Consider the following 16807-nt stretch of genomic DNA (forward strand, 5'->3'; position numbering starts at 1 on the left):
AGGCGTAGGTGCTTGATTTCAAAGGACGCATGAAATCATCCCTGTTGCAGAAGCCTTTTCAATCAAGCATCTACCCCTCAAAGCCACATAAACGTTCAAACTGGGAATTGCTGTTTTTTTAACTTTTCAGCTTAAAAAGGTACGGATGCCTGATATGCCTTGCCCGCCCATTTTCCTGGCTTCGTCTAACGATTCCCTGGATACTCCACCCAACGCATAAACCGGTATATTAATCGGATTAACCCATTCGTGAAATTTCTGCCAGCCCAGCGAGGGCGTCATGGGATGAGTGGGTGTCGGTAACACAGGGGCAAGGACAGCGAAATCAAGCCCCAGTTTTTGTGCCTGTAATAACTCGACAGGGTTATGACAGGATGCGGCAATCCAACCTTTGAAGGGCGGTTTTTGGGTTAATGCCATTAAATGACGACTGGTCAGATGCACCCCGTCCGCATCCAGTTTTTCAAAGCCTTCGACACCGGAGTTAACGAGTAAACGGGCACCTTTTGCACGGCACAAAGGTTGCGCGTGAACGAAAAATTCGGCGGCTTGTTGCAATGTAAACGATTTTAACCGGGCTTGGATCAAAGTAACCCCTTGTCCCAGTAAGTTATCAAGGCGAGTGAGCAATGACTGCTCATCTTCATCATCAAGAATCGCATAATAGGGCGGTAACCTGACCGCTGAAATAATGGGTTTATTGGCTTCAGGAAAAGCAAAGTCAATCAATTTGTCCGGTAAAACCCATTGGATCGGCTGGCCTTCGCGGCCATGCGCTATGCCACTAAATTTTTCGACCCACCAGACATCCAGATTGACACTTAAGTCTGTGTAGTCATGATGGATGTTGATCAGCGGTGACGCTTTCTCTACCTGAATGGCTAATTCTTCATATAGCTCGCGTTCCAGGGCTTGTTCAACGCTTTCGCCCGCTTCAACTTTTCCGCCCGGAAACTCCCATAAATCGCCTTGATGAACCGTTGACGGACGTAAAGAAATAAGTACTTCGCCAAGCGCATTCTTTATTACGCCTACGGCAACATGCAAAGCAGCTTTCATGTGTGATTACCAAGCCATGGTTTTGAGTCCAGTCTTATTAACATCACGTTCTGTATTCAGCGTTAATTTTTACATAATCGTAGGAAAAATCGCAGGTCAGAATTTCTTGCCTAGCTTGGCCGCGCCCTAATGAGACCGTAACCGTTATTTCCTCCTGATTCATGACGTGTTGTCCGGCAGCTTCCGTGTAACCAGCTGCGCGTTCACCGGCTTTGACTATGCAAACATCACCCAGATAGATATCGACAGCTTCCAGTACCATATTGTCAATGCCTGACCTGCCGACCGCAGCAAGAATGCGCCCCCAGTTCGGGTCGCTGGCGAAAAACGCGGTTTTGACCAGTGGCGAATGCGCAATGGTTTTGCCGACTCTGGCGGCTTCCTCGTCACTGGCGGCAGTATTCACAACGATGCGCATGAGTTTGGTTGCGCCTTCACCATCTCGCACAATAGCCTCCGCCAGTTGTTTGCAGAGTGCCAAAACGGCTTGCGAAAATACTGCATAGGCTGGCGTGTCAGCTCGCAGTGCTGGCACCTCTGAGCCGCCGCTGGCCATCAGAACACAGGCGTCGTTGGTGGAGGTGTCACCATCGACAGTAATGCGGTTAAATGATTGCTCAACAGCCGCAGTCAAGCATGCCTGCAATAACGGTTGGGCAATTTTGGCGTCGGTTGCGATAAATGCCAGCATTGTTGCCATGTTCGGCTGAATCATGCCCGCACCTTTGGATATCCCCGTTATCGTGATGGTTTTGCCTCCAATGTCAATAATTTGCGAGGCTCCTTTGGCAAAGGTGTCGGTGGTCATGATGGCGCGAGCGGCTTTTTCCCAATGATCAATGGCCAGATCTCTGACTGCGTTTGGTAAAGCGGCCTGAATTTTATCGACACGTAAGGGTTCGCCGATGACGCCGGTTGAAAACGGCAGGACTTGATCGGCATCGCCATTGACTAATTCGGACAATCCGGCGCAGCTTGACAGAGCGTTTTCCATGCCCGATGCACCGGTTCCGGCATTGGCATTGCCGGAATTGATCAGCAGCCAGCGAGGACTTTTTGACAAATGCGCTCTGGCGACATGGACCGGCGCCGCGCAAAACGCATTTTGTGTAAATACTGCCGCGCAAGTTGAATCCGGAGCCATTTCGACGACCAATAAATCATCGCGTAAGGTTTGTTTAATGCCGGCACACGTTGTACCTAAGGTAATACCGGCTACCGGATGCATGGGTGGAAACGGCAAAGCGCCAACTGCCATAGGATGACCTCTTATTGTATTTGAATGATTTTTGGCGAAAAACCGCTAGCTTATTGATTTAAGCTTGTTTATGCAACCCAGTTTGAGGATTGAGACAGCTAGAATTGTTATCAAGGAGAGTTAATGAAGCGGATTTTTAATACGACAAAAGATGCGGTGTAACCGATATAAACTCTAACACAGAGGTCAAATAATTCAGGGCCACTGACTTTTACCTAATGCCATTAAGTTAAGCCTATTTTGTAGGAGCGGTCCATGCCCGCGATTGAACCCCATTCGGTCGCAGGCATGGCCGGCTCCTACAATACAGCCTATCGATTTATTGCGATGGCCTTATCTTAAAAGCATTGGTCTATTGGGTGGCAGCCAGCTCTTTCGGCCCATTGACATCTTCCGGATCGCCTTCATAAGGGGTCGCATATTTACAGTCTTTTTGCGGACACACTTTTTCAACGCCGCGCCGTTTGGTCGATTTTACGGTAAGAATAGGCCATTGGCAGGACGGGCATTCTTCCTTGATAGGCGCATCCCACAACGCATAGTTACATTTGGGATACTCGGAGCAGGAGTAAAATATTTTGCCGAACCGCGATTTACGCTTGAGAATAGTGCCCGCTTTGCATTGAGGGCAGGTAACGCCTGTATCCAGCGGTTTTTCCAGCGGCTCTATGTGCTTACATTTGGGATAAGCGCTGCAGCCGATGAACTTACCGTATTTACCGGCTTTGATGACCAAAGGCGAGTCGCATTTCGGGCACGTTCTTCCTTCTACGACTTCAGGCGCATCGGCGCTGCTGCCGTCTTCATTTAAATTCCGGGTGTAAGAACATTCCGGATAATTGTTGCAGCCGATGAAACGGCCGTTGCGGCCCAATCGAATCGATAGTTGACTGCCGCATTCGGGACATTTTTCATCAATCGCTTCATGCGTCACATCCTTGCGTTGAACACTTTCATCTTTTTCATGGATGAGCGTGTTGAAGGGGTTCCAAAATGCATGCATTAACGGAATCCACTCTTTTTCTCCGCGCGAAACAGCATCTAACTCATCTTCAAGGTTGGCCGTAAAATCGTAATCGACGTATTTGGTGAAGTGTTCGGTCAGGAATTTATTGACGATTCGTCCCACGTCAGTAGGATAAAACCGCTTGCTTTCCAGTGTGACATATTCACGATTTTGCAAAGTCGAAATGATCGATGCATAGGTAGAAGGCCTACCTATCCCGTGTTCTTCCAATGTTTTTACCAGGCTGGCCTCGCTGTAGCGGGGCGGCGGCTCGGTAAAATGTTGCCCGGCCAGGATGTCATTAAGCGGGACGGGACGTCCTTGTTCTAAAGCCGGTAAAAAGTTTTCTTTGTCATCGCCTTCCTGGGTATCGTCAATGCCCTCGAGATAAACGGCCATAAAACCCGGTTTGGCTATGGTTGATCCGGTCGCACGGAACAAATGTTGCTGCTCTTCACCGCAGCAAAAATCAATCGCCACCATGTCTATCGTGGCGTGAATCATCTGGCAGGCGATAGTGCGTTTCCAAATGAGATCATACAGTTTGAATTGTTCAGCGCTCAGGTATTTCTGCACATCGGCGGGCTGGTGCCTGATGGAAGTCGGTCTTATGGCTTCATGTGCTTCCTGGGCATTTTTTGACTTGGTCTTGAATAACCGGGCTTCTTTGGGTACGTTGATTGCGCCGTATTTTTCGGCAATCAATTCCCTGATTTCCAGCACCGCGTCAACCGACAAATTAACCGAATCGGTACGCATATAGGTAATCAATCCTGCGGTTTCACCCCCCAGGTCAATCCCTTCGTACAGTTGTTGGGCTACCATCATGGTGCGTTTGGTGGTAAAGCCCAGTTTGCGCGCTGCTTCCTGTTGCAAGGTCGACGTGATAAAAGGGGGTGCCGGATTGCGACTTCGTTGTTTTTTCTCAACTTTGACAACATGCAGCTTGCCGTCTGCAGCATCCAGCAAGGTTTGTTTGACCTGGCTGGCGTGCTCTTCAGTTTCAAAGCTGAACTGGTTGAGCTTTTCGCCATTGAAATGAGTCAATTTGGCTTTAAACGTTTGCTCCTGCGCTGTCAGTTCCGCATCTATACTCCAGTATTCCCGCGTTTTGAACGCTTCTATTTCCAGTTCCCGTTCGACAATCATTCGCAGGGCCGGACTTTGAACGCGTCCGGCGGACAGGCCGCGGCGAATCTTTTTCCAGAGTAAAGGGGATAATTTAAAACCCACAAGATAATCCAGAGCTCGTCGGGCCTGCTGGGCATTGATTAAATTGATCGAAAGTTCGGTCGGGTTGGCGATGGCTTCAGTCACCGCTTTCTTCGTGATTTCGTGAAAAATAACCCGGTGTACCGGCTTGTTTTTAAGCAGTTTTTTATCTTTCAACAATTCGTAAAGATGCCAGGAAATCGCTTCGCCTTCTCTATCAGGGTCAGTCGCGAGATAGAGGGTTTGAGCTTCTTTGATAGCTTTGCTAATGGCCTGCACATGGCGCTGGTTGCGATCAATGATTTCATATTTCATCGCAAAGTCATGTTCCGGATCTACAGCTCCCTCTTTAGGGATCAGATCCCTGACATGACCATAGGAGGCCAAAACATGAAAGTCTTTGCCCAGATATTTTTCAATCGTTTTAGCTTTTGCAGGGGATTCTACAATGACGAGGTTGTTACTCATTAGGTCTTTAATTCGAGGCCGGTTTAATGCAAGTAAGCAGGAATCTGATCGTAAACAATATCTTCCATTCGCGAAAAAGCAATTTCTTCATCGGGCTGACTTAACAATACCATCAAGACGATCCATTTCAGTTTTTCCAGAGAAATCTCTTCGTTTTCCAGTGCGACTGCACGGTCTATAACGAGTTCACGGTTGGCAGGCGACAGAATGCCGTTATGTTCAATAAACATCAAAAAATTGCGGCATTCAAGATCCAGTCTTTCAAGTTCCTGACTCGAAAATATACGGAAGGCATGCGAGGCCGAAGGATTGATTTTGCCTTGCAAACTCAAGGATTCCAGCCAATCGAAAGCCTTGCTGACTTCGGTTTGATCAAATCCCGCTTCTTCAAGTTCGTTCTTGATCATCTCACTATCGGGCAGGATTTCAATCTCATCCTCCATATAGTTTTCAAACAGATACATCAAGACATCAAAAATATTTTCTTTCATAGTGGTATTAAATTATTTAATGCGGGTGTAACACCCGCCGGGCATCGATTCAATGTAGCCTTGAAGTTCCATAACCAGCAACATTGACGAAATGACTTCAACGGATTGGCCTGTGCTTTCTACCAGTTTATCAACAGAAGTGGGGCTAAACATGATCAGATTCAATAATGTTTGTTGCTCCAGGTCAAGCATTGATTGTGATAAAGACGGCGTTGATATGGCATCTTGTTGATTGTATTGACCTAATTCTTCAAGAATATCCTGAGACGTTTCAACAAGTTTTGCGCCTTCTCTGATCAGCGCATTACATCCTCGGGCGAGCGGGTTATGGATGGACCCGGGAATAGCAAATACTTCCCGGTTTTGTTCCAGTGCCATTCTGGCCGTGATCAGTGAGCCGCTTTGTTTGGCGGCTTCCACCACCAGTAAGCCCATACTCAAGCCACTGATGATACGATTACGTCTGGGAAAATGGTTCGCTTTCGCGGTGGTGCCGGGCGGAAACTCCGAAACTAAAGCGCCGGTTTCCGAGATCCGGGTCGCCAAGGCTTTGTTACAGGCAGGGTACACCCGGTCGAGCCCGGTTCCAGCCACGGCAATGGTAAGCCCGCTAACCAGCAGCGCGCCTTCATGACTCGCGGCATCTATCCCCAATGCCAGTCCGCTGGTAATGACAAAACCGGTGCTGGCCAGAGATTTGGCAAAACTGAGTGCAGTCTCTCGGCCCAGGTTAGAGGGATTTCGGCTGCCGACCATGGCAATTTGCGGTAAGTCCAAAATAGAGGATTCACCTCTGAAAAACAGTAATGGCGGCGGGTCCGAAATTTCTTTGAGCAAAGCAGGGTAAGCCGGATCACTAATGGTTATAACGCCTTGACGGGGCGATTCCAGCCACAGTAAATCGCTATCTACTTGAGACCAGTCAGGTGCTCGAATGAACTCAATGCTTTTATCATTCAAGCCTAATGCGGCAAGAGCGGTTCTGGATTCCTTAAATAACCGTTCCGGTGTGTGTGATTGCAGCAGTCTTAGAAAAGTTCTGCAGCCAACGCCCGGCGTGCGTAATAACGCCAGCCAGAATTTAAGATCATTGGCGGGGATGAGGCTGTTCAGGGGGTTCTTACACGGTCAAGAACATGAATAGCCTGTGTGGCTTCCATAACGAGGGCATAGCTGACCCGTTCAAAGACTCTGAATACCATCAATTTGCCGGCTATTTCATCGGGCATTTGAATCTCTTCATTACGCTGTATGCTAAAGGTATCGCGAACTGTCTTGCCGCTACGGTAGATATCGAATACATGACCAACGCTAATATTATCAACTTGACCTTTGTCTATGGACACTACGTTGTAACGGCCGATTTGCGTGACACCATCCAATACATTGATGATATTTCCCTCTATTGTCTCCTCAGGGGCGTGAGGAAAATAATTAAGCGTGAAATCGCCTTCTTCACGCGTCATCAACCGGTCACCGGTCCGAATTTCGCTGGTAGATTTCGTAATGGTCAGGGTGGCGGGATCGCCTTTCTCATTGAGTGTCGCTTCGGCGATATATTTTGCTTCATAGCCCAGAATTTCCTCTGAATTTGGACATTTCAATGTGTCGCCCTGCCGGTATATCGTATAAGAGAGCGTTTCTGGTGCCTCGATGGCGCGAACATAGACGCGATCTCCGGCGCCCGCCAGTAGACGATCGCCGGCAAAATCAATGATGTAAGGCGCGTTATCAAGTTCATTAGGCCCGACAATGCGAGGAGATACCAGATACTTGGCAATGGTTTCAGACGGGATCAGTTTGATTGCCTGTCTTAAATCGGTTTCACGGATACGCGGCGTCAGTTTTACGTAGTCCGCATTCTCTGAGGTTTCGTAGGATGAGACATTCGTGTTTGCAAGGTTTAAGCGCGGCTGGCCATCAACCACGGAAAAAACGATGGTATCGCCTGGATAGATCAAGTGGGGGTTTTCAATTTGCTGGTTGGTTTGCCATAAATAAGGCCATTGTTCGGGGCGTTGTAAAAATCGTCCGGCAATATGCCACAATGTATCCCCTTCGACCACCGTGTAATGGTCAGGGTGATTGGGGTTTATTGCTATCAATTCCTCACTGATGGCTAAGTTGGATATTAGAAGTGCCAATAATCCCAAAAGGTTACGCAAGGCCATAAACAGGTTCCTGATCGGTCATTTTTATGTGGTGTGATTTCAAAGTTTAGATTAAATCATATAGAATTCCAGCATTGAAAATTCTGCAGGAGAGATTGTTGAGTATTTTGACTATTTTAGAGTTTCCTGACGAGCGTCTGCGAAAAAAAGCATTACCGGTTGCGCGGGTTGATGAGGGTATCAGGAAGCTGGTCGATGACATGTTTGAAACCATGTATGAAGCAAAAGGTGTCGGTTTGGCTGCTTCGCAGATCGATGTTCATCAGCGTATCATAGTTATGGATGTCAGCGAGGACAAAAAGTCGCCCTTATGTTTGATCAATCCCGAAATCATCGAAAAACATGGTGTCGAAGAAGGCGAAGAAGGCTGCTTATCAGTGCCGGGCTTTTTTGAGAAAGTTAAACGGGCCGAACGCATCAAAGTGAGGGCGCTGGACAGACAAGGCAAAGCGTTTGAAATGGAAGCGGATGATTTATTGGCGATCTGTGTGCAGCATGAAATGGACCATTTAGAGGGCAAATTATTTGTGGATTACATTTCCCCGTTAAAACGGCAACGCATCAAGCGAAAGCTAGAAAAAATTCACAAGTTGGAACAAAAAATCTTATGAGAATCGTATTTGCCGGTACGCCGGAATTTGCTGTACCTGCGTTGCGTATGCTGCTGGCTTCACCGCATGAGGTCTGCGCTGTTTATACACAGCCGGATAAACCGGCGGGCCGCGGGCGAAAGTTGTCTCCCAGCCCCGTCAAAGCCTTGGCTCTTGAGTCCGGAATTCCCGTGGTTCAACCCGTGTCACTCAAAAATGAGGATGATTTCAAGCAGCTGTCTGAATTGAATCCCGACCTGATGGTTGTTGTCGCGTATGGAATGATTTTGCCGCAATCCGTATTGGACTTGCCAAAATACGGCTGTATTAATGTGCATGGCTCTTTGTTGCCCCGGTGGCGCGGCGCGGCACCTATTCAAAGAGCGCTGATGGCGGGCGACAAAGAGACCGGTGTGACGATCATGCAAATAGTCCGGCAATTGGATGCGGGTGATATGTTGCATAAGGAAGTTTATCGGATAGAGCCCCATGATACGGCCAGCGATTTGCATAATAAACTCGCACAATTGGGCGCTGTCGGGCTTAGCAAGGTGATCGATCAGCTTGTAAAGAACGCGTTGCATCCGGAAAAACAGGACGAAGCTTTAGTGACCTACGCAGAGAAACTCGACAAATCCGAGGCTTTGATAGACTGGAGTCAATCTGCCGAGGTGCTGGCGCTTAAAGTCAGAGGCATGAATGCTTGGCCGGTGGCTCAAACCACTTTTAACGGCGATGTCTTGAGAATATGGTGTGCTGAACCGGTGAGTATTGAATCGAACGAAGCGCCGGGTACGGTTTTAATCAACGATAAACAACTGGACGTACAAACCGGAAAAGGTGTATTGCGTTTGTTGGAAGTTCAATTGCCCGGCGGAAAACGTGTTTCAGCCCAAGACTTTATCAACGCCCATGATCTTCACGCAAGAAGACTGGGTTGTGACGCGTGAACGCAAGACTCCTGTCCGCCAAAATTATCAGCCGAGTCTTAAAAGAAGGGCAGTCGTTGACGGCGGCTCTTGATCAAATGTTGCCGGAAGTCATGACGCCTCAAGACAAGGCCTTTGTTCAGGCGATTTGCTACGGCGTTATCAGACAGTTTTATCCACTGGAGTTTTTGCTCAATCAATTGGTAACAAAACCCATCAAAGATAATGAAGTCAAAGTGCTGGCGCTAATGGGTATTTATCAGCTAGCTTACATGCGAGTTAAAGAACATGCGGCCGTATCAGAGACGGTGGCCGCGTTGCCGAGAAAAAAAATCTGGGCAAAAGCCCTGATCAATGCAGTGCTTAGAAACTACCAAAGACAGCAGGAGCAGTTGCAGGCTAGGCTGGACAGTGAACCCATGCTGGCGGCCGGCCACCCGAAATGGCTGATCGCATTAATTGAGCAGGATTGGCCGGAACAGGCCGACAAGATTTTCCTGGAAAATAACCGCCAGGCGCCTATGGTGCTCAGAGTTAATCAGGCGCGCTTGACTCGAGGTCAATACCTTCAGAAGTTGACTGACTGCGCCATTAATGCGGCAGAGTTTACCGTTGCTCCTGCTGCATTGGTCTTGGAACACCCTGTGCCGGTTGACCAATTACCCGGCTTTGGTGAAGGGTTGGTGTCGGTTCAGGATGCCGCTGCACAACTGGCCGTCGGGTTATTGGGCGTCGATGCCGGGCATCGAGTACTGGATGTCTGCGCGGCGCCGGGCGGGAAAACGGCGCATCTACTCGAAACTCAACCGGAGCTTGCTGAATTGGTGGCGCTTGATTGTGATGCGGCCAGAATGCAGCGAGTCGAGGAAAATATGGTGCGCCTGGGTTTGAAAGCGACTCTACTGGTTGGCGATGCGGCGCGGCCTGATTCCTGGTGGGACGGCAAACCGTTTGACCGTATTCTGGTCGATGCACCGTGTTCGGGTTTGGGAGTGATTCGTCGGCATCCGGATATCAAGTTATTACGCAAGCCGGATGACATGGCTAAATTGGTCGAGTTACAGGCAAGTATACTCAACGCGATATGGCCTTTGCTGATGCCGGGTGGTGTTCTTGTTTACGCAACCTGTTCTATCCATAAACAGGAAAATGAATTCCAAATGGCTAAATTCCTAAAAGAGCATGATGATGCCCTGGAATTTACCATTGAACCTTTATGGGGTATTCAAGCCAGTGTTGGCAGGCAGATTTTGACCGGAGAGTCAGGTATGGATGGTTTTTATTATGCGCGCTTACGCAAACAGTAAGTCTCTTTCTTTGCTTTGCCTACTGATTTTGGCGGGCATTTTTCCTGTTTCTGTCACGCCTGTTCACGCTCAAACTCCCCGAATTGAGATTAAGGATGTACTGATTAAACGGCACGACGGTGCTTATCAGTTATCAGCCAATATTGTTTACAACTTAAGTAGCAAAGCCAGGAATGCTTTGCAAAAAGGTATCCCTCTGTATTGGGATGTGTCAGTCAAAGTGGCGCAAAGTCGAAACTGGATGTGGGATAAAACGATCTTTAGCTATTCAACACAGCTTCGTATTCAGTACCAGGCTTTATTCAACTCCTACCGTGTCACCCGAATCGAGAATAACGAGAGCGAAAGCTATTCTAATTTGCAGGCCGCGTTGACAGACATGGGGCTCATAAAGGATTTGATGCTGGTAAAACAAAGCGAAATGGACCCGGATCAAAATTATTATGCAGGCATTAAAGTCAATTTTGACAGGGAAGCACTGCCCTTGCCGCTGCGGCCGGAATCCTATGTTAATTCTCAATGGTACTTATCGAGTGATTGGATGTTATGGCCGGTAGAAAACTGAGATTCCCGGTCAGTGTGCTGATTTTTGTCCTTTTCGGCTTTGTTCTGCTGTCTTTGCAATTGATGAGTTCGGCGACTCAGGAGTCATCGGAGTTAAATGAGCTGTATTCCTGGCTGTTGATCATCAATGCCTTGGGGTCGATCATTTTACTGGGACTGATCAGTGTCAATACCGTTTCATTGGTCCGGCAATTAAAAAAACGCGAAGCGGGCTCAAGACTGACGACCCGGATGGTTTCGTTATTTGTGTTGCTGGCTTTGGCCCCTGCCGCCATCGTGTTTTATTTTTCCATGCAGTTTTTGCATCAAGGCATTGACAGCTGGTTCAATGTGGAAATTGACAGGGCCATGGAGGATTCCCTGGAATTAAGCCAGGTGGCGCTAGATCAGCGAATGCGCTGGTATCTCAAGCAAACCGAGCAGTTGATCGACCGGTTGAGCGATAAGTCAGAAGCCGGGGTGACTCTGGAAATGGAGCATATGCGGGATTTTTCGGGGGCTTCGGAAATGACGCTTTTTTCCCGTCAAGGCCGGATTATTGCTTCCAGCAGTATCAATCCCAGTGAGATTTTGCCCAGTATTCCCGATGAGCATATCTGGATGCGCCTTCGCCAGAACAGCAATTATGTCGCATTAGATCCCTCGCTTGAGGAGCAATTGCGCATACAGGTGATTGTTACGGTTAATTCAGATGATATTCAATATTTGCAGGCGCTATATCCTGTTCCTCTGAGAATCACCGATCTAGCGGATTCTGTCGAATTTGCTTTTGTGCGTTATCAGGAAATGAATTTTCTCAGGGATTCATTGAAACTCAGCTTTTCGCTGGCGCTTTCTCTGGTTTTGTTAATGAGCTTATCGGCAGCCATTTGGGTTGCTTTTATCAGTATCCGGGAAATTGTTCAGCCGGTTAAAGAACTGGTCAAGGGAACTCAGGCGGTCGCGCAGGGTCATTATGAGCAATGCCTGCCTGTTATGGCTCAGGATGATTTGGGATTTCTGGTCGAATCCTTCAATGACATGTCTCAACGCATCGCCAGGGCCCGCGATGAAACGCGCATGGCGGGGATAGAAGTAGAAAATCAGCGCGCCTATCTTGAAACTATTTTGTCCAATTTGACGGCAGGCGTTATCAGTTTCGATAGGCATTATAAAATCCGCACTGCCAATCAAGCGGCCTATCGTATTTTTCATATTCAGGTCAGCCGGTTTGTTGACCAAACTTTGCTGGATCTGGCGGATGAACATAAAGAGCTGGCCGAACCGTTGCGGCAAATTCAGGAACTTCTGGAGCAGGCGGATGATATCTGGGAGCAGCGTATCTCTTTTCTGGGCATCAATGGCTTGCAAGAGCTGTTATGCCGGGGAACGCCCTTGTTTTCGCCTGAGGGAAGCCGGGTTGGGGCTGTTGTGGTGTTTGATGACGTGACTGATTTAATCCAGGCTCAAAAAAATGCGGCTTGGGGAGAGGTTGCCCGGCGTTTGGCACATGAAATCAAGAATCCATTGACGCCAATCCAGTTGTCCGCAGAGCGACTGCAGCTTAAACTGGCTGGTGAGTTACAGCCAAAATCGCAGGAAATTCTGCTGCGTTCTACTCAAACGATTGTTCAGCAAGTCGAAGCCATGAAAGAAATGGTTGACGATTTTTCTCAATATGCCAGGTCTTCAAAAAAACAAACCGAAAATATTGATTTGGCTATATTGGTTCCCGAAGTATTGGCGCTTTATGCCTTGCAATCCGGAGTTAAATTTATTACCGCTTTTGACGATAATCCTCTTGTTATCAGCGCTGATCGTGTTGCAATCCGCCAGGTTTTGCATAATTTAATCAAAAATGCGCTGGAAGCGGCCGGAAAGACCGGAGAGATTCATATCGGACTAAGCCGCGCGAGAAAAAATAATGCGCATTTTATCGAAATGTTGTTTCGTGACAATGGCCCAGGTATCCATGAGGATCAGGTGGACAAAGTCTTTGAACCCTATGTGACGACTAAAGCGAAGGGCACCGGTCTTGGACTCGCGATAGTTAAAAAAATCATTGAGGAACATGGTGGTTCGATTTGGGTCGATACCGTTTATAAAGAGGGTGCGGGTTTCGTTGTACAGTTGCCCGCCGTTTAACGTTTTATTCTTGAGTATCCTATGAATGTACAAGCAGCACATATACTGGTAGTGGATGATGAGCCAGATATTCGCCGGTTAGTCCGGGAGATACTGGAAGACGAGAGCTATCGCGTCTGTGTCGCCGAAAATGCGGCGGAGGCGAGAACGCTTAAAATCAATCAAAACCCGGATCTTATATTGCTCGATATCTGGATGCCCGATACGGACGGAATTACCTTGCTCAAGGAGTGGGTAAGTGAAGATCCTGTGTTGTGTCCGGTTGTTATGATGTCGGGACATGGTTCGGTTGAATCGGCAGTTGAAGCGACCCGTCTGGGTGCGTATGATTTTTTGGAAAAACCGCTGTCACTGGCTAAATTGCTGTTGATTGTCGAGCGCGCTTTAGAATCCGGAAAACAGTTTAGCGATAGGGCTTCATTAAGGCCGTTGATTCAGGACATTGAGCCGGTAGGAAAAAGCGCGGCCGTAGCGCGAACCAAAGAGCAGTTAAAGCGCTTGGGTCAGCATGATGCACGCGTTCTGTTTCAGGGTGTTGCGGGTGTGGGTAAGGAGCTTTATGCACGTTATATGCATAACAACAGCACGCGGCGTGAAGGAGCCTTTATTGCCGTTGCGGTTGGCAGTATTTCGCCCGAAAACTCAGCCATTGAGTTTTTTGGCAAAGAACAAGCCGGAAAAATTTATCCTGGACTTCTGGAGCAGGCCAATGGTGGAACCTTGTTTTTGTCGGAAGTCGGCGGTATGGATAAAGATTCTCAGCAACGGTTGTTGGGCGCTCTTGAATCCAGTTCATTTCTAAGGGTAGGCGGAGGCGAGCCGGTGCGTGTCGATGTAAGAGTCGTCGCATCGACACGGACACCGCTGGAAGAGGAAGTCAAAGCGGGGCGTTTTCGCCAGGATTTGTATTACTTGCTCAACGAAGTCACGATGGAAATCGCACCTCTACGCGAACACAGCGAAGATATACCCGGGTTATTGAATTTTTATGTCGATTATTTCAATACTCAGGAGAAATTGCCATTTAGAAAATTTACCATGGCGGCGCAAAATTATCTGCGAAATTACAGTTGGCCGGGCAATGTCAGAGAATTGAGAAATCTGGTCCAAAGGCTGATGATACTTGGTGTCGGTGATGATATGGATGTTGAGGAAGTCAAATCAGCATTAGGCTCGGTGACTGAGGGAATAATAAATAGTTCTTCAGTGCCTGAGTTTTATAACATGCCTCTCAAAGAAGCCAGAGAGCATTTTGAAAAAGCCTATCTGGAGTATCATTTTGAGAAAAGCGGAGGCAGCGTCGCCAAGTTGGCATCGATTATCGGAATGGAGCGCACGCATCTGTATCGCAAGCTGCACTCGCTTAACATCAAATTGTGATGATCAGGGCAGGGCGGCTACAAATAAATGCTCTGAATAATATAAAACTTGAATAAAATGTGTTTTTTGAGTAATATTCTCGATCTTTTATTAAGCCTTAACAGATCAAACAGCGACAATGAAAACATTTAGTGCAAAGCCAGCAGAAGTTAAGCGCGATTGGTACGTAGTTGATGCAGAAGGGAAGACGCTTGGCCGCCTTGCCACTGAAATTGCACGACGTCTTCGCGGTAAACACAAACCAGAATTTACGCCACATGTCGATACCGGGGATTACATCATCGTAGTCAACGCTGAAAAAATTGGCGTTACAGGCAATAAAGAAAAAGACAAAATGTATTACCGTCATACCGGTTATGTGGGTAATATGAAATCAACCAGCTTGGGTAAGCTGAGACAAACTTTTCCTGATCGTATTATAACTACTGCCGTGCAGGGAATGTTACCCAAAAATCCACTAGGTCGTGCAATGTTCAAGAAATTGAAAGTTTATGCAGGTCCTCATCACGATCATCAGGCTCAACAGCCAAAAGTTTTAGAATTATAAGCGGGTAGATCATGGCAGCAGCACAGTATTACGGAACAGGCCGTCGTAAAAGCGCAGTAGCGCGAGTTTACGCTACATCCGGCACGGGTAAAATCACGATCAATAAACTAAGCATAGAAGAATATTTTGGCCGTAAAACCGACCAGATGATTTCTCGTCAGCCTTTAGAGTGCGTTGATATGGAAAGCAAATTCGATATAAACGTGATTGTCAAAGGCGGAGGACCTTCCGGTCAAGCAGGCGCAATCCGTCACGGTTTGGCCAGGGCTCTTATGGCATACGACGAAGCTTTACGCCCATCGTTGAGAAAAGCCGGTTATGTTACGCGTGATGCGCGTGTTGTTGAACGTAAAAAAGTCGGTTTGCACAAAGCTAGAAAACGTCCACAATACTCAAAACGCTAATTGTTTTAACCGCCTGATTATCAGGCGTATTAAATAAGCCGCATTCAATGCGGCTTTTTTTTGCTCATTGATTTGTCAATTTACAACCTAGGTAACTATTCAGCGAAGCAACAACTTCCGAAAGCCCACCTATTAGGTTAAGGCTATCGCCTGACCCAATCGGCCTGAATAATTGCCGGTCAAGTAACAAAACCGTTTGCAAAGGGGGTGTGATGATCGATTGGAACAGCACTTATGCCGCGATATGGCGGCAGAGAAAAGAATATCTGAGAGCGGTCAGGCAACTGGATCCGATAGGTTTGCATGACTTATTGGGTATTGACGAGCAAAAGCGGCAATTGATAGCCAATACGGAGAAATTTCTTGCGCGTCAACCGGCTAACAATGTCTTGTTATGGGGTGCGCGTGGCACGGGAAAATCATCGTTGATCAAAGCCTTGCTTAATGCCTATCATCCGGAGGGATTGCGTGTCATCGAAGTCGATAAAGAAGATCTGGTTTATTTACCGGAGATTGTCGACGAGATTCGTGAGCAGCCTCAGCGATTTATTATTTATTGCGATGATTTGTCTTTCGAGACTGGCGAAAATCAATACAAAGCACTAAAGAGTGTTTTGGAAGGGTCCATAGAATTACCCCCGGATAATGTTTTGCTTTATGCAACGTCCAATCGCAGGCATTTATTACCTGAACTGATGAAGGATAATCTTGATACAAGGCTTGTGAATGGCGAAGTCCATTATTCCGATGCCGTAGAAGAGAAAATTTCATTGTCCGATCGTTTCGGATTATGGATTTCGTTTTATCCGGTTAACACACAAACTTATCTGACTATAGTGGACAGCTATTTTTCGGCTTATCAGGGCGATCCTGATCTGTTACATCAGGCCGCGCTTGAATTCTCTCACCTGCGTGCAGCTAAAAGCGGCAGAACGGCCAAGCAGTTTTACAATGCCACGGCAACTGTGTTTCTGAAAGCCTGACGATGTCTAAAAGGAAGATTAGTGGTGTTGTAAGCCCATGTCGGCGACCGTTGTTATAGCTATCGCACTTCAAATTTCGGCAGTGCCCAAGGAGGCAACGGGTTGTTCGGCAAAGGCTTTGCCAGCATGGATGCTGGCATAGAGCCTACATGGATGGTTTTACGGCGTCCTTTGACGGGCACCCCGGTGCCGAATTTCGATCTACGAGGGTATAGATGAGTTAACGGGCTGATTCGTCGGTATAGTAAACAACCTCCCTCCCCCAAAACAAAAAAACCCGCTCTTGATGAGCGGGCTCGTTTTATCGCATTAAC

The 16807-nt window shown here is 47.6% G+C and carries 15 protein-coding genes; 9 read left to right on the plus strand and 6 right to left on the minus strand.

What is annotated here, in order from left to right:
• Positions 1–126: 126 nt before the first annotated feature.
• From GO003_RS08140 to GO003_RS08165, 6 genes are all read right to left on the minus strand, one after another.
• Complete coding sequence (locus GO003_RS08140; RefSeq protein ID WP_159653496.1) at positions 127–1059, minus strand: Nudix family hydrolase; 933 nt, start codon at positions 1057–1059, stop codon at positions 127–129.
• Positions 1060–1102: 43 nt separating this feature from the next.
• Positions 1103–2317: a bifunctional glutamate N-acetyltransferase/amino-acid acetyltransferase ArgJ gene (gene argJ / locus GO003_RS08145; RefSeq protein ID WP_159653494.1), complete on the minus strand. Its 1215-nt coding sequence runs from the start codon at positions 2315–2317 to the stop codon at positions 1103–1105.
• A 352-nt stretch (positions 2318–2669) separates the two neighbouring features.
• Complete coding sequence (topA, locus tag GO003_RS08150) at positions 2670–5003, minus strand: type I DNA topoisomerase (protein ID WP_159653492.1); 2334 nt, start codon at positions 5001–5003, stop codon at positions 2670–2672.
• 23 nt (positions 5004–5026) lie between these two features.
• On the minus strand, positions 5027–5494 hold the full coding sequence (locus GO003_RS08155) for a DUF494 family protein (RefSeq protein ID WP_159653490.1): 468 nt from the start codon (positions 5492–5494) through the stop codon (positions 5027–5029).
• 12 nt (positions 5495–5506) lie between these two features.
• Positions 5507–6595: a DNA-processing protein DprA gene (gene dprA, locus GO003_RS08160; RefSeq protein ID WP_159653776.1), complete on the minus strand. Its 1089-nt coding sequence runs from the start codon at positions 6593–6595 to the stop codon at positions 5507–5509.
• An 8-nt stretch (positions 6596–6603) separates the two neighbouring features.
• The gene (locus GO003_RS08165) at positions 6604–7665 is read right to left on the minus strand and encodes a LysM peptidoglycan-binding domain-containing protein (protein ID WP_159653488.1); all 1062 of its coding nucleotides are present in this window, start codon (positions 7663–7665) and stop codon (positions 6604–6606) included.
• 98 nt (positions 7666–7763) lie between these two features.
• On the opposite strand from GO003_RS08165, the gene def reads away from it, so the two are divergent.
• The 9 genes from def (at position 7764) to GO003_RS08210 (ending at position 16493) form a co-directional block, all read left to right on the plus strand.
• Positions 7764–8276 (plus strand): peptide deformylase, encoded by a 513-nt coding sequence (gene def / locus GO003_RS08170; RefSeq protein WP_159653486.1) that lies wholly within the window; start codon positions 7764–7766, stop codon positions 8274–8276.
• Positions 8273–9205, plus strand: coding sequence for a methionyl-tRNA formyltransferase (fmt, locus tag GO003_RS08175; protein WP_159653484.1), 933 nt, complete (start codon positions 8273–8275; stop codon positions 9203–9205). The genes def and fmt overlap by 4 nt, the downstream gene beginning before the upstream one ends.
• Positions 9202–10491 (plus strand): 16S rRNA (cytosine(967)-C(5))-methyltransferase RsmB, encoded by a 1290-nt coding sequence (gene rsmB / locus GO003_RS08180; RefSeq protein WP_159653482.1) that lies wholly within the window; start codon positions 9202–9204, stop codon positions 10489–10491. Before fmt ends, rsmB begins: the two co-directional genes overlap by 4 nt.
• A complete protein-coding gene (locus tag GO003_RS08185; protein WP_159653480.1) occupies positions 10469–11056 on the plus strand; it encodes a DUF4390 domain-containing protein in 588 nt (195 codons plus the stop codon). The genes rsmB and GO003_RS08185 overlap by 23 nt, the downstream gene beginning before the upstream one ends.
• Positions 11038–13179: a sensor histidine kinase gene (locus tag GO003_RS08190; protein WP_159653478.1), complete on the plus strand. Its 2142-nt coding sequence runs from the start codon at positions 11038–11040 to the stop codon at positions 13177–13179. The genes GO003_RS08185 and GO003_RS08190 overlap by 19 nt, the downstream gene beginning before the upstream one ends.
• Positions 13180–13200: 21 nt before the next feature.
• Positions 13201–14559, plus strand: a complete 1359-nt coding sequence (locus GO003_RS08195) for a sigma-54-dependent transcriptional regulator (protein ID WP_159653476.1) — start codon at positions 13201–13203, stop codon at positions 14557–14559.
• Between the two features lie 118 nt (positions 14560–14677).
• A complete protein-coding gene (gene rplM, locus GO003_RS08200) occupies positions 14678–15106 on the plus strand; it encodes a 50S ribosomal protein L13 (RefSeq protein ID WP_159653474.1) in 429 nt (142 codons plus the stop codon).
• Between the two features lie 11 nt (positions 15107–15117).
• Complete coding sequence (gene rpsI, locus GO003_RS08205) at positions 15118–15510, plus strand: 30S ribosomal protein S9 (protein ID WP_159653472.1); 393 nt, start codon at positions 15118–15120, stop codon at positions 15508–15510.
• A gap of 212 nt (positions 15511–15722) precedes the next feature.
• Positions 15723–16493 carry an ATP-binding protein gene (locus tag GO003_RS08210; protein WP_159653470.1) on the plus strand — a complete coding sequence of 257 codons (771 nt, stop codon included), beginning with the start codon at positions 15723–15725 and terminating at the stop codon, positions 16491–16493.
• Positions 16494–16807 lie beyond the last annotated feature (314 nt).

The sequence above is a fragment of the Methylicorpusculum oleiharenae genome (assembly GCF_009828925.2).
Lineage (GTDB): Bacteria > Pseudomonadota > Gammaproteobacteria > Methylococcales > Methylomonadaceae > Methylicorpusculum > Methylicorpusculum oleiharenae.